The organism is Legionella sp. km772 (genome assembly GCF_003989735.1).
In the GTDB taxonomy this organism is placed as follows: Bacteria; Pseudomonadota; Gammaproteobacteria; order Legionellales; family Legionellaceae; genus Legionella.
Genome location: NZ_RZGQ01000002.1, coordinates 39,841 through 62,606, shown reverse-complemented (window position 1 = coordinate 62,606; position 22,766 = coordinate 39,841). Strand labels below are relative to the sequence as shown.

The following is a 22,766-nucleotide window of genomic DNA, read 5'->3' as shown; positions in this document are numbered from 1 at the left end:
AATATGACTTTACTCAGGATATTGAAGAACAGGATATATTGTTTGATATGGACAAAATATTAGCACTTAAGGTCGCTTAACTATCTCATTGCCAGTTTGGGCTGGATATGCGGTAAAACCCAAATTATCAGGAACAATGCAACGAGGAACGCCTTGAAAAAATTCTAAAGCATGGCAATGAGCTTTAATCCAATCAATAATACTTTGAGAAGCGCAGGCCTCGACGTAAGTATAGTTTGATGCTCCTAATACAGCTACAAAAATTTCAGCGCACTGGATAGCCCCAGTTTCCTTATCTACCCATTGCATCGTTAATCCAGAATAATCGACAAACATTTTTTCACCCGCATGATGTCTTATTCTCATGCTTGGAGTAAGCTGTTTTGCATGGTCACGATAGAGGCGACAAAATTGACTATAGCTGTAGCCTTTAGGATGCGCTTCTTTATATTCATACCATAATAAAAGTAAGGTAACTCCTTTCCTTTTTAGTTCGGAATGAATTTTTTTGAAATCGAGGCTCGCTTTAGTGCATGCTTTAACAGGTTCTTTAGGAAAAAGACGCGCTTGAAGTAGCTCGTCATTTAAATCTTCAGGTAAAGGCCAGGTCAATCCTAAATCCTTAGCACGCTTAATATAATGACTTACACTACCAAGCCCTATTCCGGTACTATGGCTTATTATTCGATAACCTAAGCCTTCAGAATGTAGCCTTAATACTTCTCTAATTTTTTTCATTGATAGTTTCTCCGCTGGCATTAACCGTCCTCCTTTTGTTTGATCACCAATCAAAAGGCTAAACTGTTTTTTGTTCCGAATTAACTATCTTTACTGTTCAACTTCATGCGAATCCGTGTTCAGCTTCAATGCGAATCACTGTTCAACTTCGTAATAATCGGTGTTCAGCTTCGATGCGAATATGCAATTATTATTAAACAAAAAAACATTAATGGGGAATGTCGCTTATTTTGGATCAATCTTAGTATCAATTATGGTACCACCTTACGTATACCACCTTAGATAGCGACTTAGATATCGCCTTAGATATCGCCTTAGATATCGCCTTAGATATCGCCTTAGATATCGTCTTAGATATCATCTTAGATATCATCTTAGATATCATCTTAGATATCATCTTAGATATCATCTTAGATATCGTCTTAGATATCATCTTAGATATCGTCTTAGATATCATCTTAGATATCGTCTTAGATATCATATTAGATATCGTCTTAGATATCGTCTTAGATATCGTCTTAGATATCATATTAGATATCGTCTTAGATATCATATTAGATATCGTCTTAGATATCATCTTAGATATCATCTTAGATATCATCTTAGATATCATCTTAGATATCGTCTTAGATATCATCTTAGATATCATCTTAGATATCGTCTTAGATATCGTCTTAGATATCGTCTTAGATATCGTCTTAGATATCGTCTTAGATATCGTCTTAGATATCGTCTTAGATATCGTCTTAGATATCGTCTTAGATATCGTCTTAGATATCTAAGTAAATTAAAATTAAGAATAAAAACAGAGTTATTGATAAATCACTAGTTATGATTTATTGAAAAGTAGGGTATTACTTAATATAAAAAGAAAATACGTAAATATAAATCTAAAGGATATAAGTAGAATTTGTAACTTATAGAAGGATTAATCATTTACAAATATGATAAATTTCTTAAACTTCAGTAGTTTACATGGTTGATGATTTATGATTAAAATAAGATAACACATCAACTTAAGAGATATTCAATATGGATATTAATCAAACTAGTAGTCGTCAGCCGAAGCGTGCAATAGCAGATATTTCAGAGTTTCTTGGTATATCAATGCAAGCAGTCCATAAGCAATTAAAAAATAAAAATATAATTTGTGAAAAAATCGGAAACAAATCCTTCTTAACATATGAATCAGCTAAAGAATTATTTAATTTTAAGTTTAAAAGAAAAAAAATTGCTGTGCAAATTGTGAAAGGCGGAACAGGAAAAACAACAACTATCAACAACATAGCTAGTTGTGCTAATACATATGGGGCAAAAGTATTATTAATAGATGCAGATCCACAGGGGAATGTAACAGACGCCAATGGCATAGATGCAGAAAACTATCCAGTCTTAATCGATATATTAAAAGGAGTGGCAACGGTTGAAGATGCCATTATTTCTGTTGCACCAGGATTTGACCTCATATCAAGTAGAATAGAAAATGTAATCCTTGATAACGAAATAGTAAACGGTAGATACCCATTAGAAAAACTCTATAAAAATTTATTAAAAAATATTGAAAATAATTATGATTTTATATTTATAGATTGTCCACCAACTATGGGGCAGGCAGTAACAGCAGCAAGTCTATATGCTGATACAATATTAGCCCCATTAAATCCTGATAAGTTTAGTGCTAAGGGATTGAAGATACTAAAACAAGAAATAGAAACTTTAAATAAGCACTTTTCGAAAAAAATTGAGTACAGAGTTTTTTTAAATAAATTTAGTGCAAAAACAATATTGTCTGATAAAGCTATTATGTCATTAATATCTGATCCAGAGCTTGAAGGTAAAGTATTGTCTACGACAGTTCAGTACGCACAGGAGATACCCAATATCACTGATGATAATAAAAGTTCTTTCAGTAATTTGAAAAAATCACTAGTACGAGATGACTTTGATAGATTAACGAGAGAACTGCTTGATATAAATGCAGAGTCATTCAGTAAAGAAGAAAGATCTCAAACAATTTATGCCTCAGAAGAGTCAGTGGTATAAGGAGATAATAAATGCCTGATTTGAAAGAACTTCTTAAAGATCGAAATATAAAGAAATTTACAAAGAAAGAATATAGACCATGGGATCTGTCGGGAAAACCTACATCTTCAAATATTGAAGAGCCTAAAGACAGTGAACAACTCGATGCAGAGTTAATACATGAGAATGCTCATTCAAATATTTCTGAAATCTCTCAAAATGATCACAATAATATAGATATCATATTAGATAACATAGAGATATCAAATGAAAAACAAACGAGTACCATATCAGGAAACAATAAGGTACCTAACAAGTATCGTTTAGAAACCAATAAGATACCAATAGGAAATCATTTAGATATCAGTACAGATAACATAAATCCCCAAAAAGAGAAAATGAATATATTGCAATCATCCACTGAGGATCATAGTGATTTAAATTGCAATATTGATGACATTCGAAATAGAGAAAATGAAGAACGTATTGAGCTAGAAATTATAAGATTATCAGGAAAACAAAAAATAACTTTTGATATAATTGTAGAGATTTGTATTGCTACTGAAAGCCTATCTACAGGCCCGGTTCAGACTGGATCTTTGGCAAATGCGGCACAAACAACTATAGGGACTATAAAAACTACGATCAAACGTTTAATAGATAAAAATTTGATTGTAAGAAATCCAGGTAAAATAGCAAAGGGGGGTTATATAAATTTAGGTATAAATAGCAATGTTCTGGAGATTGTAAATACATTAAAAAACAATAACAAATCAAACATATTTGCAAGTGAACTCATTCTTAATAATAGATATCAAAAGGATAACAGCCCTATGTATAATAGTAGTAGTATATATAATAATACTACTACTAACTTAAATAGAAAGAATGAACAAATTCCTGAAGAGTGGGAGAATGTTAATTTTGAACCATTAACCCATATAGGTTTTTGCAAGACTCAAATAAAACAAATAATCGGAAAAAATGATCCGACCATTGTTCAAGAATCCATATATCATTTTGCATATGGTCTCGAATACAATCAAAAAATAAAGAAATATGAAGATCCATTAAATGTTCTTATGGGAGTATTGAGAAAAGGCCAATCTTGGATTGAAAGTGACTATCGATCATCTATAGAAATTGCTCAAGAGAAACTCTTAGAGCTTAAAAGAAGTGAAAATGAACGTAAAAAATTATTAATGGATGAAGCATTTAAATTAGCTTTTAATGAATGGAAAGAATCACAATTAGAAGCGGAGATTGAAAGGCTATCAGAACGTAAGAAAGGAGATCTGACGCCTCCAGCTGCAAAATTGCAATTATATTTTAGAGAAAATATTTGGCCTTCATTAAAAGCAGAATATGTTTTATTTTAATGCTCTATAGATACAATTATTTATAAAAAGGGAAGGGTGCATTACCTTTCTCAAAAATAAATAAACTGAACTCTTAGGGAACAGCTTAAAATAATTTACATTAAAGATTGATATAAGTTCAGTAATTCTATCTCTTGATTCGAATAATAAGATATACCCAAGGGGTTAAATCTAGCTCCTGTATGAGACCATTTAGAATCTCTATAGAAATAAATATAAAAATCATGCAAAATTGCTGTGTTTAAGTTTATTATTTTTTAAAGATTGAGGCTGTAAATGGATTTTGAAAGAAGAGAAAGTAGAAAAGGAGTCGTATATTTACATTGGCTAAATGGGGTTACTACATTCAGTTTCGCGATCCTTTTTTCATCACTGTCCCTCTATTTAACGAAACATATAGGACTAAGCCAATTAGAGTCAAATGGAATAGTTGGTTTTTTTCTAGCATCAAATTTCATTTTACATTTTATCGCAGGATACATTGGTGATAGATTACTAAGTAATCGCTTACTTTTTGCTAGTTCAATACTTGTGCAGAGCTTAGGCTTAATAGCGCTTCATTTTTTAGATTCCTTCGTATATCTAGGATTAAGCTTGTTTCTTATAGGGTGCGGATTAGGCTCTACATGTATTAACTGTCTCATTACGCAACAATTTGCTAGTGACGAAAATGAGTTGAGGGAAAAAGCATTTTTCCATAACTACAGCGCAATGAATATAGGGTTTCTTGCTGGCTATGTGATGAGTGGATTCATTGATATTCAAGATAGATATGATCGATTATTTGAGCTAAGTAATTTGATTAATTTAGCAGCTGTATTTTTTATCATTAAATCTTGGAACTACTTTGCAACAAACAAGGTAAATATCAAAGAGGAGATAAAGAAAGGGCGATTTGGATTAGCACTGGTATTGCTAATTATCCCCATCCTTTTATCAGGATTTTATTGTTATTGGTTGGCAAATGATCTGATCCTCTTTATTGGTGTTGCAGCTTTATTCTATATCTCGATACTTGGACGTCGGTTAAGCACAACTAATGAACGTAATAAAATTTATTCATTTGTATTTTTAACCGGAAGCTCAATTGTATTTTGGATGCTTTATTTTGTAGGCCCTATGGGTGTTACTCAGTTTTTGAAGTATAACGTTCAGGTCTATCTCGGGTCTTATTACATTCCACCTCAATGGCTAATGAATTTAAATTCACTTTTTGTAATAACTGGCTCACCTTTAGCCGTTTTGTTATTTGAAAAACTAAGAAAGAATCAGATCCCTATTTCTATATCAAAACAATTTATGTGTGCTTTGCTGTTTATAGCTTTTTCATTTTTGGTCTTAGTTGCTGGTATAGTTAATAGTAATTCGTCGGGAGTAACTCATGTTGGGTGGGTTATCGTACACTATCTTTTCCAAGGAGCAGGAGAGCTTCTTATTGCTCCTGTTGGTTATGCAATGATAGGTAGTCTTGCGCCAGAGAAACTACAAGGAGTTATGATGGGGATATGGATGATGGCGTCAGGAATCGCAGTGACACTGTCCAATTATTTTTCTAATGTAATGACAGAATCGGAATCCATAAACCCCCTGATTAGTAACGAGCACTATATGAGTGCATTTACCCAGTTAGGTCTTTATGCTACTGTCGGCGCATTTGTCATCTGGTTTTTCTCTAAAACAATTGAGAATAGTTTACCAAAAGATGCAATCAAGTTAAGCGAAGCAGTAGCATAGATTATCTTTGCAATGATTCGGCTTGTAATCTGGATAACTTGGTTTCTTCTTGCCTTAATATGTTCAAGAAACTCTCTAGTACATGAGGGCTTTTTATGGTTTTAATGTCTCTTTTAATCCCGTTTATTAGGCTCTGTTGAACTTGAAGTGAGTTTTGTAACTCAATGTTGACACGGGATGGTTTAGGTAACTCATAGGCATATTGTAGTCGTATATTTGACGCGGCTTCATTTAACCCAGAATAAGCACACTCCTCTTTTTTTAGTTCCAGTCGAGCGGCTCTTGCCTCCTCCATCCTTTCTTTGTGGCGCTTTCCTTCTGTAGAGTATTTATTAAATCCTTTTGGAGTTCTCCATTTGTTAGTGCGAAGAAGTTGGGAGATGACATTAATTTTGTGCTGAAAAGAGCTGATATTTTGGAATTGCTCTGGATTACTTAATGAAAATACAATCTCGTCTAATACGGCTTGAGGTGATGAAAGTTTTACTCCGTGTTGTTTTTGGACATTCAAAAGCATCCCTTTAGCAATATTGAATTCGGCAAGCTGTAATTTTTTTTCTGTTTCAGAAGAAGAAATAATATTATTAATTACTCTATTTTTTTCTTTATTAATAGTTTCTGTTGAAACGGGAGAATCCATTCTCTCGTTTATATCAAGCTTATTGCAAGGAGCATTTTCTTTTATTTCTATACTATCAATAGGTAGCTTGGTGACTAACTGAAGTTGAGCTTCAAGCGACTCTGTTAGTGCGATAAATGATCGCGGAACACCATAATATTTAAACCTTTTGCGGATAATGAGGCCTTGTTCTTCTAAATTCTTTAGATAAATGTATATTCTGCTTTCACTAAACCCGAGTTCTGCAGCTAGTTCAGGGATCTTTTTTGTAAACCACAGCTTGTTCTCACGTCTTAAAAGGGTGCCTTGATGATGGAAAATTATTTTATCTAAAAGAAGGGCCTCTTTCGGACATTTCGTTAAAGAGAGCAGCTTGTTGAATCCATAATAATAAATCGAATTATTCATCATACATCCATGTGTAAAAATTACTTAATTAAACCTGATGTCGTTAACATGTAGACCAGCTGAGGGGTAGTTTTGCAATTGAAGCTGGTCTTTAGATCGCTGAGTCGGTAGAGAATATAGCGTTTTGACTTTTTTGTATCTTCTGCAATCTCATTAACATGATTGCCATTGATTATCATTTTAATAATTTGGTTATCTACGTTATCAAATGTCATTTCCATTATCCCTAAATATTTGCATTTCCAGGGACTAAATTTATCTGCAGAAAAGCATTTTTGCAATATATATTTTCATTTGCAAGATAAAAAAAATTTTTTAACTGCTATGGCTAATTGAATATCTGAGCGATTTTAATTAGAATTTAGTGCAATAATAATAACTAAGAAGCAAAATGAGTGAGTTGTCCTGGGAGAGGGTGCAGACTGATATAGCACGGGTTAATAAACCACTGTTTGAATTACTTAAACAGGTAGAAGGCATTGAAAATATGTATTTCAATGTTTTTGAGTATCCTTACGGGAAAATAATTGCTGATGAGCATTATTTTTATCTCCCAGAGGATGGAGGGCAAACCCCTATGGTTCCCTTCTCTATGGTTTTGGAAAAAAACCTTGAGATGTTTATTGAGTTTAAGGGAAAATCAAGCACTTATAAGGTTTATGGTGAAGGTGAGTTATTAGGCGTAAGTGTTTCATCAAGTCATCTGACTCAACATCAACCTGCAGATATTTTGCAAATATCATCAGGAGCACGAAACGCTTTTTTACTTTGTCCTATAGCGGATGCAAGGCCTCACCACAGTATTGAAAAATATTTCAACAGGCAGATTCCTAAACCAGAGGATCTTGGTGAGCATTATAATACTTTTAAAGAACTGTGTAATGCTTCTGGCTGTAAATGGAGATCCAAGTTATTGGTTTTTCCTATGGAGCTTGCGAGACAAATCAAAGAAAACAAGCTGCCCAAAATATCCAATTTGATAAAAGAATATGATTCGAAGCAAATAGAGTATTATGCTAATACGCCATTTTACAATTATTTGATGACCTATATAAAAGCCAATAATGATCAGATTTCTCAGAATATTTTTGTGAACGACGTACTAAAGCAACTAATCGATATTGGAGTAGGTCAGCTTCCTGGTTATGGCCTAGCGGTTGATAATAACCTCATTCCTGTGGATTTTATTTCAGAGGTCTACCGAGATATCTATAAATCAAAATACACTCCTTTGATTATGGTGCCCACTCATTTCGATAAAGGGAGAAATAACCCAATATTTTATTCAATTCTTAAGGAAGAAATGGCTTTTAGACCAAGCTCGTTTTCTAATAAACCCCAGAGATGTGAGTTAATTTATAATACTTATCATCAGTATGCAGAGGAAATTAAAAAACTTGGAATTTCTAAAAATACGCACTTCTATGAAGCAGCAACAAATTTAGATTTAACTTTGTTTAATGAGAAAAAGGTGCAAGTTCCTCCCAATCTATTCAAAATACCTAAAGACTGTATTTTTGATTATGACCCCAGATTCTTAGCTATATCTGAAAGGTTGGGTTATGCGAGGAGTTTGTTTCCATCTAAAACCACATTTTTAATCGGATGTTTTGGGATAAAAATCAATGAACACTAAATTACTGTGTATCGATTCTTTGGAAGATTACGATCTAATAGATTGTGATTTATTAAGAGTGAATGGCGTAGAAGTGATCTTTACTTCTAAGAAAGAACCCGCAGATAATCAGCGGAGCTACGTTCAAGTCAGCTCTTTTGATTATGACTCATTGTATGACTTGTGCAAAAAAACAAAGCCTGATTATATTGCCTGTTTCTCAGAGGATCTTTTTGTTGATGTTGCATCAATTAGAAGTGCGCTCAATATAAAAGGGATGAGTGTTGAGGTAGCTAAATTATTAAGCTATAAAAATTTAATGTACGAAAAAATAGATGGGAAATTTTCATATCCCAAAACGACAAAGATTGATGAGCAAAGTGATTTTTGTCATCTACAAAAAACTTTAAATTCGAAAGAAGTATTTATTAAGCCCATCAATATGGGTGGCTCATATGAGACTTATCATGTCAAGGATGAGGCGGGATTTAACTACTTTTTAGAGAATAGAAAGGAAGATTTAAATACCTATATCGCTCAGACTTACATCAATGCCGATCTTTATCATTCAGAGTTGGTTATTTCTAATGGAGAGGTTGTTTTTTGTACAGCAAGAAAATATTCTTTCCCTAACCATTTAATGGTAAGTAAAAATATACCTATATTTAGTTTAAATATAGGTGATCAGAGTCGGTATAAAAAAATTGTTGATGCTTCGATTCAGATCGTACGTTTGTTCGGTATTAATAACGGCATTTTCCATACAGAATTCTTTTTGGATAAAGAAGGGTCGATAAATTTTATAGAAACTAATGCTCGAGCACCTGGTATTGGTTTGAATAGGTTGTATTGGAATAAATTATCATTGAGCCTCGAAACATTGCTGTGTTTTATAGTGTGTGGAAAGAAAACACCAAAGTTTAATGAGCTTGATAATGTATATGTTTGTGGGTATTACCCATTAAAGCCAGGGACTGTTAAGACGGTTGTAAAACCTGAGTTGAATGTGGAGAGTCAATGGACAATTTATGTTAAGCCCAATGAGACAACTCCAGCAGCAAAACACATGAGCAAAGCAGCCATGTTTATTTGCTGGGATAAGTCATCGGAGAAGATAGACGAAGCAACGCGTCTACTGTCTAATCATAATGTGATTGAGGTTTATTAGTTACATTCTCATACGAAAATTTGATGAGGTTTTAACAAGATCATTAAAAAGCTTGTCGTTCATTATTTGAACTCCGATTTTGTATGAATTATGTTTAAATGTTACATTTAATTCTCTAAAAATGGAAGAGAGGTCTTTGGGATATGTACAGCTATCAATTTACGGAATTCACTTCCTCCAAGAAATCTGAACAAATTAAAACAAATAAAACAAATCTGTATGAAGTGCTAGCACACATATATGGAAGTAAAATGAGCAATATGTTTGATAATAATGGCTGGTCTAAGGGGTATTTTTCAGTATTTGTTAATTCGGAGCAAATATCATCAATTAAAGACATTGTCCTCAACCATAATGATGAGGTGTGTATTGTAACCTCGATCACTGGAGGGTAGGTGTGTGAGTTGTGATAGGTACAAGCGCCAGACTGCGGTGATTGGTAGTGAGGGTCAAAAAAAAATCAACGATGCTGCTATTCTGATTGTTGGGCTTGGAGGGATTGGTAGTCCGGTGGCTCAGTACCTTGCAGCATCAGGTGTGGGGAGATTGGTCTTAGTTGATGATGATAAGGTTGAGCTTACTAATTTACATCGACAAATTTTATTTAATGAGTCTGATATAGGGTGTTATAAGACTGAGACAGCACTCAATGTATTAAGTAAAATTAATAACAAGATGGGTATAGAGATACACACTAAAAAATTTGATAGAGATTTTGACTTTTCTTTAATTAGTGATGTTGATTTAGTAATTGATGGAACAGACAACTTTGAAACAAGGTATTTGATTAACGACGTCTGTGTGTTAAGAAACAAGGTGTTTATCAGTTGTAGTATTTTAGTACACATCATTCAGCTCATTTTATTTAATCCAAATGAGTGTTGTTATCGTTGTTTATATCCTAATCCACCTCCAGTCGGTGTTGTTCCTAATTGTTCTGAAGCAGGTGTATTAGGCACAGTTACAGGCATGGCTGGGACGATGGCTGCTAATCTTGCTATAAACTTTATACTCAAGACAGAGGATACACATTCATCGCAGGTGCGAATAATCGATGCAAAAAACCTAAGTCTTTCTACCTTCTCTATCAAGAAAAATAAAGAATGTGTTTCCTGCCAACAGCGAAAAATCAATCTAGAAGAATTAAAAGGCCAAGCTAAAGACTATGGGCTTTCGTTCAAACAGCTGGATAGGAATAAGCATTTTTTGGTTGATATAAGGCAAAAGGAAGAGCGAGAACTTGTGAAGTTGGATGATGATTTATTTTTTCCTATTAAAGACAATCTTGATTATGATTTTTTCTTATCCTATAAACAGAAGCAATTAGTCTTTTATTGTGCCTCAGGATATCGAAGCAAGCTCTTTGCATCAGAACTTAGAGATTTGGGTGTGGATGCGTACTATCTTAATGAAAGGCTTTCTAAATGATTTATGAGTGTTTTGATACATCATTAAGGGTTCGCGATTATCATGAAACATTAAGAGTGTTAACCCGATTTAAGAGTCTGGCGGGTATTACACGATTAGCTGATCTAACCCATTTGGATAATACAGGCCTACCTGTCTATACGGCAATAAGACCTAGGGCAAGCTCATTGTCTACGAGTCAAGGCAAAGGATTAACCAAAGAAGCTGCGCAATGCTCAGCATTGATGGAGTCCATAGAGGTGTATTTTGCTGAACAATTAACTCCCAAAATAACCAATAAATCAGAACTTGATTTAATTCAAAACGGTACTCTTTTTATACCAATAAACTATCTTTCGAAGTCAGTACGGTTTAAAGATCGAGCACAGGCTATGAGTTGGGTGCAGGCTGAATTAGTATTTGCAAAACAAACGATTATGGTTCCCTTTGCTGAATACTCGTTAAATTCCTATTTGCCCGAAGTATTGACGTATTCCCCAGATACCACGGGGCTTGCTGGAGGAAATACCTATAAAGAAGCTTTGCTGCATGGACTTTTAGAGGTCATTGAGCGATGTGAGCCACAACAAATATCGGAGGTCATCTCTTATAAGAGCGGACTGGTTGAACAAATTTCAAAAACATTAGACTGTTTTATTACTCACCACCAGAATGTTTATGGAGTTCCTTCGTTTGATGTCTTGATTCGAGCAAAAAACCCTTTTGAAAACCAAATCCTCTTCAAAGGCTGTGGTTGTCATCTTGATAAGAAAATAGCCTTAAATCGTGCTCTGACTGAAGCAGTTCAATCACGAGTAACGACTATAGCGGGTTCTCGTGACGATCTGACTCATACCAAATACGATTTTGAACATCAAGAGTTTCCCCGTGTTGTGAATAAAATCAATTTTGATACGGTGCAAGATTATCCAAGCAAAACGATAGATGAGGCTCTTTCAATTCTTTTTGACCGAATTAGAGAAAATAATCAGGACATATTAGTGCATCGATATTATGAAGATGAACTGTGTATTTTGAAGGTAAAGCTCGTTTCTATGGATGTAATCAACCATGCATAAAACCATAGTTTTTTTAGAAACATCGTTAACTCATGATTCGGCATTGCAACTACTCCAGGATGCCACTTATGTACGCTCAATCAAAATGGGTGATGTGCTCAAAGCAATACAAGAGGGCTATAGACGCGTGGTTATTATTGATGGAAATTTTTCTTGGGTTCCATCAGTCTGGCATAAGGAAATACTCATTGCCTTGGATTATGGATTGGAGGTATGGGGTGCTGCATCAATGGGAGCTTTGAGAGCAGCAGAGTTAGATGCGTTTGGGATGAAAGGGTATGGACGAATTTATGAGCGGTACAAAAATGAGGAAATCGATGGCGATGATGAGGTCGCTCTTGTCTATTCTAAATATAACCAAGAACAAACAATTCCCTTGGTTAACATTCGTTTTACGTTAGAACAAATTGATATTCCTAATAAAGGTCTGGTTTTAGAAGCCATACGAGCTATTTATTTTGCGGAGAGAACGTGGGGAAAGATTGCTCAAACAGTGTCCTATGAAATTTGCGATCAGATTAAGACTCATTATATAGATGCTAAAAAAGAGGATGCAGCGTCGTTACTGCTTTACTTAAACCAACAACATCTGAGTAATGAAATTTTTGATCTGGCTAAGAAAAGCCGAAAGTTTACCTTTTTTGAAAAGAAATTAATCGAATCCACCTTAACACCTATTGAGTCAATCTTTACTGAGCGCGATTCGGGAGAGGGTATAGTGCATCAAGTGCGAGCGATGAATATAATTAAATTGCTCACTATTTCTGAAACCAAGAAGAATAAGCAGCATTATCAATCCATACTGATGGAGCTCGATCAAGAGGCTTACGACATCACTGAATACGAACTTATGTATCAAGTAGAACAATTTAGAGAGGAACGTCATTTACTAAAGGGTGACGATTTTTTTCATTGGTTACAGAGAAGAGACCTTCATGAATCAAACTTGGAGCAACTTTTTACCGATTATGTGAAACTCGCTAAATATAAACTTCTTACCTACGATTACAATCAATATTTTAGCTAAAAACGGCCCGAATAAAATTTTTTTCACTTTTTTTCCATCCTTGCACTTAGGTGAATGCACCTGTTCCTAAATGATGATTCAATACCTATATCGTTCATTTAAACAATTTTCATTATGAATGCAGAACAAGAGGTATTTGAGGTTTTAGAGGGTTGTATTTCATGTTTGCAGAAAGCAGCTATTGCAATAGATGGTTTTGATTTCGACAAGCATGCTCAAGCAACTATGTTTGCTTATGCATTATTAAGACGGCAGCAGCTATTTTTGATTTACTCCTCTGAAAACGAAACTGTTCATTAGACAAAGTAATCATTAATAGATGTGTAATAAGACAAGGAGGAGTATGTGTTAATTCTTACACGAAGGATAGGGGAGACAGTAATTATAGGGAACGAAATTTTTTGTACTCTGCTAGGACAGCAACGCAATGGCCAAATGATTCTAGCGTTCGATGCTCCTAAGCCCGTTCCGATTCATCGATTGGAGGTGCAAAGAAGAATTCTGCAAAAAATTAATGATGGATCTTTCGAGCGAGAAATAAATTGGAACGAGACTGTTATTGAGCAATTGACGCGGCAAGCCATAAGAACGATCCAATAACTTGTAAATTATCCAGGAGAAAAAATGAAAGGAATTAACAACCAAATCACTCAAATACTTTTAGTCGGTGCTGTTACGGTACTCACAGGCTGTGCTGCCACCCAAACAGCGATTGAGCACGGCTCACTAGAGGTGAGCACCAAACAAAGCGAAACCGTCTTTTTAGATCCCGTTTCACAAGACAAAAAAACCGTATTTGTTTCAGTAAAGAACACTTCTGATGAAGAGTTGAATATTGTGCCTCAGTTAAAAACAGCTTTAAATTCCCACGGATACAAGGTAGTTAATAATCCAAGCTCAGCACACTATATGCTGCAAGCTAATATACTGAAGGTCGGTAAAATGAGCCTTGCTGCAAGCCAAACGGCCTTAGGCGGAGGCTATGGTTCAGCCATTGCAGGCGCTGTTGCAGGAACAGCTGCTGGAAGCTTCACCAATTCAAGTACGGGAATGATTGCAGGAGGTCTTGCAGGTGGTGTTATTGGCTTGGCCGCAGACTCATTAGTCAAGGATGTAAATTACACCATGATTACCGATATCCAAATCTCGGAGCGGGCAGGGAAGGGCGTTAAAGTCAATGAACAATTCCAATCCAATCTAAAAAACGGAAGCCACTCCGTGACTTCCCAAATTTCATCGCGCGATAGCCAATATCAACGCTATAGAACTCGTGTGGTGTCCAATGCAGATAAAGTAAATTTAAAGTTTCCAGACGCACGTCCAGCGTTAGAACAGGGATTAGTTAAAGTCATTTCGGGGATATTCTAATGATATATCTCACTTAAACAGACGATTAAACTCGTTAAATAAAAACACACAGACCTTGTGATTAAAAATTAAGCGATTTAAAGCTTAAGGGATTTGTACAACCTAAAAACGGAGAAAACCATGAAAATAGGAAAAAAGACGGTCAGTTTAATACAACAAGGAGTCTCAGTACTCTTATTCACATTGCTCTCCAGTAGTGTGTTGGCAAGTGATTTATTAGCAAAAGCATTAGAAGGGGATGTTAAGGATTCATTAGGAGGCGGCTCCATGTTTTGGAAAGTATTTATTCTCGTGGACATCATTCTAGCAACCGCCATGGCTGTAAAAAGCAAAAACCCTATGGTGTTTGTTGGCGTGACTGCTGTGGCTTTTATTCCAGCGTTCTTACTGAAAACTTTTGTTTTTTGAAGGAGGGTAGGCGATGAGCGCTATGAATTATCAATTCCTAAATCATATTGATGCCCCAAAAAGGATTTTAACGTTAACCATGGATGAGTTAGTGGTGGCAGGACTTGGTTTTATGTTGCTCGTCCTCTCCAACCAAAAAATTTTGGTATCCCTGTTGGGATTAGGTTTGTTAAGTGGGTTGCGGTATTTGAAGAAAGGGGAGGGTCCAAAAGCACTTTTAGTGCTGGCGTATTGGTATTTGCCCAGTTTCATCACCCAATTTTTTCTGCCCAAATTACCTTGTTCACACCATCGTGTGTACGTGGCTTAAGGAGAGAACATGGATTTTAAAAGTTATCAAGGTCGCCTAAGCCAATTGTCCGCACGGTTTAATCTGATGGTGGTTTTAGTGTTTGGCCTTTTGGTGTCAAACGTTACGTTGTCTTGCTTTTTGTTTAAAGCATGGAATCACCATACGATTGAAGTGACTCCTTTTAGTGGGGCGCCATCCTATTTGAAATCGGCATCCAGTGTTGATGGACACTATTTAAGCCTCATGGCAGAAAACTTTGTTAATGAGCGTTTAAATGTGACACCTGAAACAGTGGATGCCAATCATCATCGCTTGTTGTCTTATGTTGATCATAAAAACTACACAGAGATGCTTCGGCTATTAACTAATGAGGCCAAAGTGATTAAAGCTAAAAAAATGTCCTCTGTTTTTTATGTTGACAAGAATAAACCCAATCCACATGAACTGTCTGTCGTTGTTTCAGGTGTTCTGAGGCGCTTTGTAGGACTTCAAGCATTAAATGACGAGCGTAAGACTTATGTCTTGCAGTTCCAATACAAAGACAGCCGTCTGTCTATAGTCCAGTTTTCGCTTTTAAAGGAGAAACAAGATGCGTAAACCATTAAGTATTGCGCTGGCGTTATTATCCACGGTTGCAGTAGGTGCTAACAGCATTACTGTGAAAGACAATAGCGATATTGCGCTCACTCTAAGTCAGGGGAATTACAATCGCCTGGTGGTCAAAAACGACAAAATCATGGAAGCGGTATTTCCTCCAAATGCTATGGCCATTAAGCGCGATGAGCAGGATGGTTCGGTTTATGTGATGCTCTCAGCCGCTAATCCCTTTACCTTGTTTCTGACTACAGAAAATGGTCGTCATTTTTCAGTAACCTTAAATGGTGAAGAATCATTAGGAAAGACCATTGAGCTGGTTCCATCATCCCCTGTAGTCACAGCAAATAAGACGAACCCCATCAAGACAAATCCTAAAACCATCACACAAGAAGCAGTTCCTGAAGCCATTCTTGCCATGCTAACACACATGGAGCAACAAAAACCTTTTGCTGATGTGAGCGTCAAACGCCAATTTGGTAAAGTGGAACGCTGGTCAAAAGGATTAACCCTTTTACCCAAAGAATCCTGGGACGGCAAGTTGTTAAAGGGCGAAACCATCGAACTGTACAATGGGGGTAAGGAGTCTTTGGATTTGGCGCAAGAGTGGTTTGCAAAAGAAGGAACGCTGGCCATTAAATTTTCTCAACCCTCCATAAAACCTGGAGAAAAAGCCATGCTCTACCGTGTGGAAGCGAGTCGTCATGGCTAACTGGCAATGGAATAAAAAGGTTAAAGGGCGTCAAATGCGCACCTTAATGATTGCAGGATGTGGTCTGTTTGTGCTCGTTGCATTGATGATTGTGTTGCTTGCTGATGGCGCTCCTAAAAAGAGTCGTCCAGCTCAAAAATCAGTGGATTTAACGGGCATTGTTGAAGAATCATTTACTGATGCGGTGGCTGATAATGCGCTTACAGCACAGCAAACCGAGCTGGAATCATTAAAAAAGCAAATCAGTGAATTGACCCTTAACATCAAATCAATGGGTGAGGCGCATCAAAAAGAATTACAAGCGCAAAAGGAAGAATTAACATCTCAAGTACAGGAGTTGGTTTTGGCTCATCAAGAAAAGCAAATAAGTCAAGAGCCTCAAAATAATCCTCAAGAATTAAACCAGGTACAAAATCCACAATTGTGGCATAACCCCAACACCTATGCCATGAATAACGTAATGAATGGCGGTACGGTGTTATCCGATGCCAGTCCTCGTATTCACACAGTATCGTTTCGTCCTAAACGGCGCATCACCAAAACGCACCCAAATTTTTATCTAAATCCTGCTCATTACGTACCGTCTAATACCTCAGTACGAGCCGTTATTTTGGGTGGAGCTGATGCGGATGCCTCCGTGAATGGTCAATCAAAAAACAATGGGGTGATGCTGTTTAAATTCTTAGAAGACGGGACATTGCCTAACGGGCAGCGCTCACGCTTAAGAGGCTGTCGCGTCAGTGCTAATTCCTATGGGGATATTTCCAGTGAACGTGCTTACGGAACGCTGTATCGCCTATCATGCGCCCATCCAGGTCAACCAATTATTGATAAAGAAGTAACTGGATGGGTGTTTTTCAATGGTAAGGTGGGTATTAAAGGTAAGCCCTTGATGCGTGATAACAAAGTGATGACTTGGGCGGGAGTCAGTGGCGCGTTATCGGGTATTGCCAATGCAGCACAATACGCGCAAAGCGTGCAAGCAATTGGCCCATATGGCGCGACTTCTGTGGTTCCAAGCAGTCAAATCGCACCCTTTGCTGCCTATGGCGGCGCTTCCAAAGCGGCTGACACCTTATCTCAGTACTACGTCAAACGAGCAGAACAATACCATCCCGTGATTCAAGTGGGTTCTGGTAATGTGGTGACCATTGTCTTTAAAGACGGCTTTTATTTAGAGCCGGACGAAGACAAAAGCCAACATGCCATGAATCAGGTAAAAGCAGAGCTTGAAGAACAAGAATTAATTGCAGCTCATGAGGATAACCAAAACCCTGAGATGAATTTTACCGTACCTCCAGAAGTTTTAGGGAAAATTGACCAGGTAAATACCTTAAGTCGTAATGAAACAGGAGGTTTACGATGAACCATGCACGTGTTGTTTTAATGTCCATTATCTCCGTGCTTGTGACGGGTTGTGGCACGATGAATTCCAATTTTAGTTGTAATGCCACCGCTGGTGACAGTTGTTTGACCATCGAGCAGGTCGATGCAATGACCCGTTTTGCGGATGATGTGAAGCCGGCGACCCCAAGCCGCGGAATGATGAAAGCAGAAAACAATCTCCAGGATTTCGAGGGAACGATCCTCAAGCAAAACAACGGTCAGTCTGTATGGGTTGCAAAAAAAGTGGAGGGGCGATCATGGGTTTAAATGCAAGCGTTTGGCGTGATAAAGCAAGAAAAGTGTTGCATCGGTTGAGTCATCAGTTGGGAGAAACATTAAGTCAGGAGCCACAGTCACTCGCAGACCATCAAAAGGGTAAAGAATCGTTGCACGTAGATTTACCCTCGTTTCGTAGTTTACTGCCTTATGAAGCGATGGATGATGACCTTTTATTTGTTAATCAGAACTCCGTTGGCTTTGGTTTTTCTGTGTTACCCAGTTGTGGTGCGGATGAATCATTGATGCATTCGTTGGCTGAGCTGTTTAAAAACAAATTGCCCGCAGGGGTTGATTGTACGGTGATGTTGTATAAGCACCGTTATTTATCTCATCGGCTTTCAGAGAGTTTTTCTCCTATTTTAGAGCGGGGAGGAATTTATGCAGAACTGGCTCGAATGAGCGTTGACTTTCATCTTAAGGCCATCAAACAGGGGTATAAAAATGGGCGTAATATTCCGGCACAACTTGCGGAACATTCGGCCTATCTCTTTATCTCAACCCGCAGGAATTTGGATGGCCGTTCACGCTTAATTCGTTTACGTGAAGATTGGGAGTCTGAATTAAAAGCGGCAGGTTTTGGCTTTTACCGAATGGAGGATCTTGAGTTTAAATCCTTAATGCGCACACTGGTGTCACCGTCCTTAGACGATATTGCCTGGCCATTGATTGAAAAAAGCGCAAAGGGATTGGTTCGAGATTCCATTCCCAATCTGACGAGTGTGTATGAAGTTCATGATAAAAGCATCGATATCTCAAGTCATAATTCCGAACATGAAGAACACAAGGTTCGGGTCGTTAATTGCCAAATCAGTAAATGGCCAGATCCCAAGGACAATCAATCGCAATTTGGTTTATGGCAAACACCGGATTTGTTTGCCAATCTGCTACGTCCTGAGCATGGCATTCAATGCCCCTTTTTAATCAGTTTTACTATTCGTGGTGTGAATCGCGAAAAAACAAAAAAAATGGCCAAGAGTCGCGCCAAAGATACGAATAGTAATAACAATAACGTACAAAACTTCTTAGCACCAGGTACAGCAGAACAAGCGCAACAATGGAGTCTCGTTCATCAAGAAGTATCACGAGATAACATGGATTTATTGCCTACGTTTTATAACCTGATGCTGTTTACAGACAGCTCCCACGAGCGTGAACACGTTGCCAAGGTGGTGAGTAGTTATCGTCAGCACGGTTTTACGCTCACGCAAAGCCACGGAACTCAATGGCTGCGCTTTTTAGGTTCGTTGCCTTTTGTATTAACGGAAGGGCTGTTTTCACGCCTGGAACTCATGGGGCTGACGAAGCGATTGAGCAATTATAACGTGGCGAATCTTCTGCCGGTAGTGTCTGATTTTAAAGGATGTAAAGAAGGGTTGTTAATGCCAACCTACAGGCATCAATTATTCTTTTACGATCCCTTTGATGATCGCAATTTATCCATTTCCAATTACAACCGATTGACAGTTGCAGCTCCAGGGGCGGGAAAATCCTACTTACAACAAGCGCTTCTTTTAGATGGACTCTCTCGCGGTCATCAAATTTTTGTTATTGATTTAGGGGAGTCGTACAAACATTTATGCCAGATGGTGGGCGGCACTTATGTGGATGCAACCACGATTAGCTTAAATCCGTTTACTTTGTTTGATTTTGAAGGCACTACGGAAATTGAGGGCAAACAGGTCAACAATTACATTCAGATTAGGGATTTGTTGGCCATTATGGCAAGCCCTGAACAAGGATTAGATGAAGTTCAAAAAGATTGGTTGCTTGATGCCTTGCTTACGTCTTGGAAAAACAAGAAAAATCAGCTCTGTATCGATGATGTACTGGATGCGTTAAGGGATATTTTGCAAACACCCGTGGGCAGAAATGACCGCCGACTCAAAGATTTATTGGTGCTGTTAGGCAAATACGGAAAAGATGGGTTGTACGGAACACTCTGTAATGGCCAAACACCAAAATTCAACCAATCCATGTTCACCGTGTTCGAGTTGGGAGGGTTTGAATCCAATCCCCAATTACTGATTATTGTCATGTTTGTGATGATCGTGATTATCCAAGGCCAGTTTTATCATTCGGACAGACGAGTGAAAAAACAATGTAATTTTGATGAAATCTGGCGTGCTTTGATGAAAAGTTCCAACCCGCTTATGGCGAACTTTATTGAACAAGGGTGGCGAACGGCGAGGAAATATCTGGCAGGTTTTTCAGGGGTGACACAACAATTATCCGATACGGAAAACACGGCTCAAGGACGTGCGATTGCCGCGTGCTCTGACACCAAATTTATTATGAAGCAAGGGTCGTTCAAAGAATATGTTGCCGAGCATCCCACGTTGTTTACCCCATTACAACAACGAGTTATTGAGTCTTTTGGTGAGGCGAAATTACAGGGTTTTTCTGATCTCATGCTCCAATGCGGTGGTGTGACTACCTTTCATCGCTATTTTTCCGATCCGTTCTCCAGGATTTTGTTTTCAACGAGTGGGGATGAGTTTGGGGAAATTGAAGCTTTAATACAGTCTGGTGTTTCCTTGCCAGATGCCATAAAGCAGGTTGCACATAAATATTATGGAGCGTGTTGATGAAATCGATTCCTCTATTAAAGAGCTTAAGTGCGGCATTGTTGGTTGTTGCAGGACTATTTTATTGGATGACGCCAAAAACACAGATTGCTTTTTTTGATAAAGAGGCAGTGCAGGGACAATTCATTCGTCAACTGGCTGAAATAAAAGCGACCGAATCCCAAGTAGAACAATCGACCAGACGGTTTAATGAAGTGCTTAATAAGGTACTTGTTGCTACAGCGAAGCAAAAAAAGGCAGTCATTTTAAATAAAAAAGATGTTTTAGTCGGTGGGATTGATATCACTGATGAGATTCGATTGAACTTGAGTCAAGCCATGAGGAATAAATCGTGAGCGCTTTTTGGCCCTTAATTCTTCTCATGAGCTTAATAGGTCATGCTCATGCCAAATCCTTTGGTGTGGTGGGTGAGGTGTTTCCTGTTGCTGAAAAGAGTTTTTTACAATTAATTGAAGAACGACTGGCTTTTTTAAAAGAACAAGGTGCACTCGATACGATGAACCAGCGTTGGGTCAAAACGGTAGCCAATCATGTCAATAGGCCAACAGCATTAAATTTATCGCGAACAGAACGAGCACTGAATCATACCTACCTCCCTGAACTCACTCTAAGTCAGGATATCACTAATGAAAAAGGGCAAGTTCTGTACTCAAAAGGAACGCATGTGAATGCGTTGCAACACATGCCTTCTTATACACCGTGTTGGTTATTCTTTAATGCCGATGATGAAGCGCAATTGAATTGGGCTGCACAGCAAAAAACGAAATGCCCCAACCCTAAATTGATTCTGACCGGTGGGGCAATCAATGCCGCCGAAAAAAAACTAAATGCGGTGATTTATTTCGATCAGGCAGGGAACATTACCCGTAAACTTCATATTGCGCACGTTCCTGCAAAAGTCACACGTTTCCAAAACAGCTTGCTCATTCAAGAACATGCAATTAAGGAGAATGGCGATGCGCTTTAGAATACTGTGTTTCACGCTTCTGATTCTTGGTTTTACGCCCCTTAACGCCAAACAATGTACGGGGCATTTTGTAAATCCCATTACCGATGTGTGTTGGCGCTGTTTGTTTCCCTTATCCATTGGCAATGCAAAGGTGGTGAGTTCTTCACTTCCTGATACCGAAAACGCATCAAGCCCTGTAGGTGTGTGTCCTGCAAGTACTGGTGTACGAATCGGTTTGAATATCGGGTTTTGGGAGCCGATGGCGCTTACTGATGTGACGGATAATCCGTATTGCCTGGTCAATCTTGGTGGCACTAAATTGAATTTAGGCTTAAAGCAAGGCAGGGGTGGCCGTCATGTGGTGGGCAACGGCCAACAACGCGCCTTTTTCCATGTGCACTGGTACAAATACCCATTAATTAACTGGTTGAATCTCATTACCTCGGTGGGGTGTCTGCAAAAAGGAGATTTTGACATTGCTTATCTGACAGAACTTGATCCGACCTGGCAGGATTCCGAGATGAGTTTTGTATTAAGTCCTGAGTCGGTATTGTTTGGAAACCCTGTGGCGGCATCCGCGTGTGCTGCTGATGCATTGTCTTCTACGTTGACTAATAAACCATTAGACAGTCTTTTTTGGTGTGCGGGCAGCCAGGGAACACATTACCCGATGACAGGGCACGTCAATGCTTCTGTTTCTCCGGTACAAACCGCACTGTTGTTAACCGAGCGTATGAATTACAAAATGCATCGTGAGTTTTTAGTATCTGACTCTAGCCCTAAATCGGGTGCCATTTGTAAAGAGCATTACTTTACCGCGACCCCTAAGTCACGATATCGCTATGAGATGGTGAATCAAGTAGCCGATGGGAAGCATTGTTATCCAGCAGGTCACAGCACGTTGACCTGGGAAGCTGGAAAAATCAAACCTCATACCCCTGACCAATATGGATTTTTGGTGTGGCGAAAAAGAAATTGCACCTTTTTATAACATGGA

The 22,766-nt window shown here is 37.8% G+C and carries 25 protein-coding genes; 22 read left to right on the top strand and 3 right to left on the bottom strand.

All coding sequences use genetic code 11. The annotated features are described in order from the left end of the window. Positions 1-66: 66 nt before the first annotated feature. Positions 67-759 carry a transposase gene (locus ELY15_RS00835; RefSeq protein ID WP_127097756.1) on the bottom strand — a complete coding sequence of 231 codons (693 nt, stop codon included), beginning with the start codon at positions 757-759 and terminating at the stop codon, positions 67-69. Between the two features lie 1,011 nt (positions 760-1,770). On the opposite strand from ELY15_RS00835, the gene ELY15_RS00830 reads away from it, so the two are divergent. From ELY15_RS00830 to ELY15_RS00820, 3 genes are all read left to right on the top strand, one after another. Continuing rightward, positions 1,771-2,781 (top strand): ParA family protein, encoded by a 1,011-nt coding sequence (locus ELY15_RS00830; RefSeq protein ID WP_127097755.1) that lies wholly within the window; start codon positions 1,771-1,773, stop codon positions 2,779-2,781. A gap of 11 nt (positions 2,782-2,792) precedes the next feature. Further along, positions 2,793-4,139 (top strand): hypothetical protein, encoded by a 1,347-nt coding sequence (locus ELY15_RS00825; protein ID WP_127097754.1) that lies wholly within the window; start codon positions 2,793-2,795, stop codon positions 4,137-4,139. A gap of 276 nt (positions 4,140-4,415) precedes the next feature. Continuing rightward, positions 4,416-5,873 carry a peptide MFS transporter gene (locus ELY15_RS00820; protein WP_127097753.1) on the top strand — a complete coding sequence of 486 codons (1,458 nt, stop codon included), beginning with the start codon at positions 4,416-4,418 and terminating at the stop codon, positions 5,871-5,873. A gap of 1 nt (position 5,874) precedes the next feature. On the opposite strand, the gene ELY15_RS00815 is transcribed toward ELY15_RS00820, so the two are convergent. Beyond that, positions 5,875-6,900, bottom strand: a complete 1,026-nt coding sequence (locus ELY15_RS00815; protein ID WP_127097752.1) for a hypothetical protein — start codon at positions 6,898-6,900, stop codon at positions 5,875-5,877. Between the two features lie 20 nt (positions 6,901-6,920). Continuing rightward, positions 6,921-7,115 (bottom strand): hypothetical protein, encoded by a 195-nt coding sequence (locus tag ELY15_RS00810; protein ID WP_127097751.1) that lies wholly within the window; start codon positions 7,113-7,115, stop codon positions 6,921-6,923. 377 nt (positions 7,116-7,492) lie between these two features. Between ELY15_RS00810 and ELY15_RS00805 the strand changes: the two genes are divergently transcribed. The 19 genes from ELY15_RS00805 to traU all read left to right on the top strand — a co-directional run bounded on the left by ELY15_RS00805 (position 7,493) and on the right by traU (position 22,760). Then, complete coding sequence (locus tag ELY15_RS00805; RefSeq protein ID WP_233586474.1) at positions 7,493-8,536, top strand: hypothetical protein; 1,044 nt, start codon at positions 7,493-7,495, stop codon at positions 8,534-8,536. Continuing rightward, positions 8,526-9,683 carry an acetyl-CoA carboxylase biotin carboxylase subunit family protein gene (locus ELY15_RS00800; RefSeq protein WP_127097749.1) on the top strand — a complete coding sequence of 386 codons (1,158 nt, stop codon included), beginning with the start codon at positions 8,526-8,528 and terminating at the stop codon, positions 9,681-9,683. Before ELY15_RS00805 ends, ELY15_RS00800 begins: the two co-directional genes overlap by 11 nt. Before the next feature lie 143 nt (positions 9,684-9,826). Further along, positions 9,827-10,078, top strand: a complete 252-nt coding sequence (locus tag ELY15_RS16705) for a MoaD/ThiS family protein (protein ID WP_127097748.1) — start codon at positions 9,827-9,829, stop codon at positions 10,076-10,078. Positions 10,079-10,082: 4 nt separating this feature from the next. After that, a complete protein-coding gene (locus tag ELY15_RS00790; RefSeq protein ID WP_127097747.1) occupies positions 10,083-11,111 on the top strand; it encodes a HesA/MoeB/ThiF family protein in 1,029 nt (342 codons plus the stop codon). After that, complete coding sequence (locus ELY15_RS00785; protein WP_127097746.1) at positions 11,108-12,169, top strand: YcaO-like family protein; 1,062 nt, start codon at positions 11,108-11,110, stop codon at positions 12,167-12,169. The genes ELY15_RS00790 and ELY15_RS00785 overlap by 4 nt, the downstream gene beginning before the upstream one ends. After that, positions 12,162-13,196, top strand: coding sequence for a TfuA-like protein (locus ELY15_RS00780; RefSeq protein WP_127097745.1), 1,035 nt, complete (start codon positions 12,162-12,164; stop codon positions 13,194-13,196). Before ELY15_RS00785 ends, ELY15_RS00780 begins: the two co-directional genes overlap by 8 nt. A 114-nt stretch (positions 13,197-13,310) precedes the next feature. After that, a complete protein-coding gene (locus ELY15_RS00775) occupies positions 13,311-13,496 on the top strand; it encodes a hypothetical protein (RefSeq protein WP_127097744.1) in 186 nt (61 codons plus the stop codon). A gap of 45 nt (positions 13,497-13,541) precedes the next feature. Continuing rightward, positions 13,542-13,796 (top strand): carbon storage regulator, encoded by a 255-nt coding sequence (locus ELY15_RS00770; protein ID WP_127097743.1) that lies wholly within the window; start codon positions 13,542-13,544, stop codon positions 13,794-13,796. Positions 13,797-13,820: 24 nt separating this feature from the next. Beyond that, a complete protein-coding gene (locus ELY15_RS00765) occupies positions 13,821-14,564 on the top strand; it encodes a complement resistance protein TraT (protein WP_127097742.1) in 744 nt (247 codons plus the stop codon). 120 nt (positions 14,565-14,684) lie between these two features. Continuing rightward, the gene (locus tag ELY15_RS00760; RefSeq protein ID WP_127097741.1) at positions 14,685-14,972 is read left to right on the top strand and encodes a hypothetical protein; all 288 of its coding nucleotides are present in this window, start codon (positions 14,685-14,687) and stop codon (positions 14,970-14,972) included. Positions 14,973-14,985: 13 nt separating this feature from the next. After that, a complete protein-coding gene (traL, locus tag ELY15_RS00755) occupies positions 14,986-15,282 on the top strand; it encodes a type IV conjugative transfer system protein TraL (protein ID WP_127097740.1) in 297 nt (98 codons plus the stop codon). A 9-nt stretch (positions 15,283-15,291) separates the two neighbouring features. Continuing rightward, a complete protein-coding gene (gene traE / locus ELY15_RS00750) occupies positions 15,292-15,861 on the top strand; it encodes a type IV conjugative transfer system protein TraE (RefSeq protein ID WP_127097739.1) in 570 nt (189 codons plus the stop codon). Then, complete coding sequence (traK, locus tag ELY15_RS00745; RefSeq protein WP_127097738.1) at positions 15,854-16,570, top strand: type-F conjugative transfer system secretin TraK; 717 nt, start codon at positions 15,854-15,856, stop codon at positions 16,568-16,570. Before traE ends, traK begins: the two co-directional genes overlap by 8 nt. Next, positions 16,563-17,936 carry a TrbI/VirB10 family protein gene (locus tag ELY15_RS00740; protein ID WP_127097737.1) on the top strand — a complete coding sequence of 458 codons (1,374 nt, stop codon included), beginning with the start codon at positions 16,563-16,565 and terminating at the stop codon, positions 17,934-17,936. The genes traK and ELY15_RS00740 overlap by 8 nt, the downstream gene beginning before the upstream one ends. Then, positions 17,933-18,223 carry a TraV family lipoprotein gene (locus ELY15_RS00735; protein WP_127097736.1) on the top strand — a complete coding sequence of 97 codons (291 nt, stop codon included), beginning with the start codon at positions 17,933-17,935 and terminating at the stop codon, positions 18,221-18,223. Before ELY15_RS00740 ends, ELY15_RS00735 begins: the two co-directional genes overlap by 4 nt. Further along, the gene (gene traC, locus ELY15_RS00730) at positions 18,214-20,820 is read left to right on the top strand and encodes a type IV secretion system protein TraC (RefSeq protein WP_127097735.1); all 2,607 of its coding nucleotides are present in this window, start codon (positions 18,214-18,216) and stop codon (positions 20,818-20,820) included. The genes ELY15_RS00735 and traC overlap by 10 nt, the downstream gene beginning before the upstream one ends. Further along, entirely contained in the window at positions 20,820-21,155 is a 336-nt protein-coding gene (locus tag ELY15_RS00725; protein WP_127097734.1) for a TrbI F-type domain-containing protein, read from the top strand. The genes traC and ELY15_RS00725 overlap by 1 nt, the downstream gene beginning before the upstream one ends. Beyond that, a complete protein-coding gene (gene traW, locus ELY15_RS00720; RefSeq protein ID WP_199744133.1) occupies positions 21,152-21,787 on the top strand; it encodes a type-F conjugative transfer system protein TraW in 636 nt (211 codons plus the stop codon). The genes ELY15_RS00725 and traW overlap by 4 nt, the downstream gene beginning before the upstream one ends. Next, complete coding sequence (traU, locus tag ELY15_RS00715; RefSeq protein ID WP_127097733.1) at positions 21,777-22,760, top strand: conjugal transfer pilus assembly protein TraU; 984 nt, start codon at positions 21,777-21,779, stop codon at positions 22,758-22,760. Before traW ends, traU begins: the two co-directional genes overlap by 11 nt. Positions 22,761-22,766 lie beyond the last annotated feature (6 nt).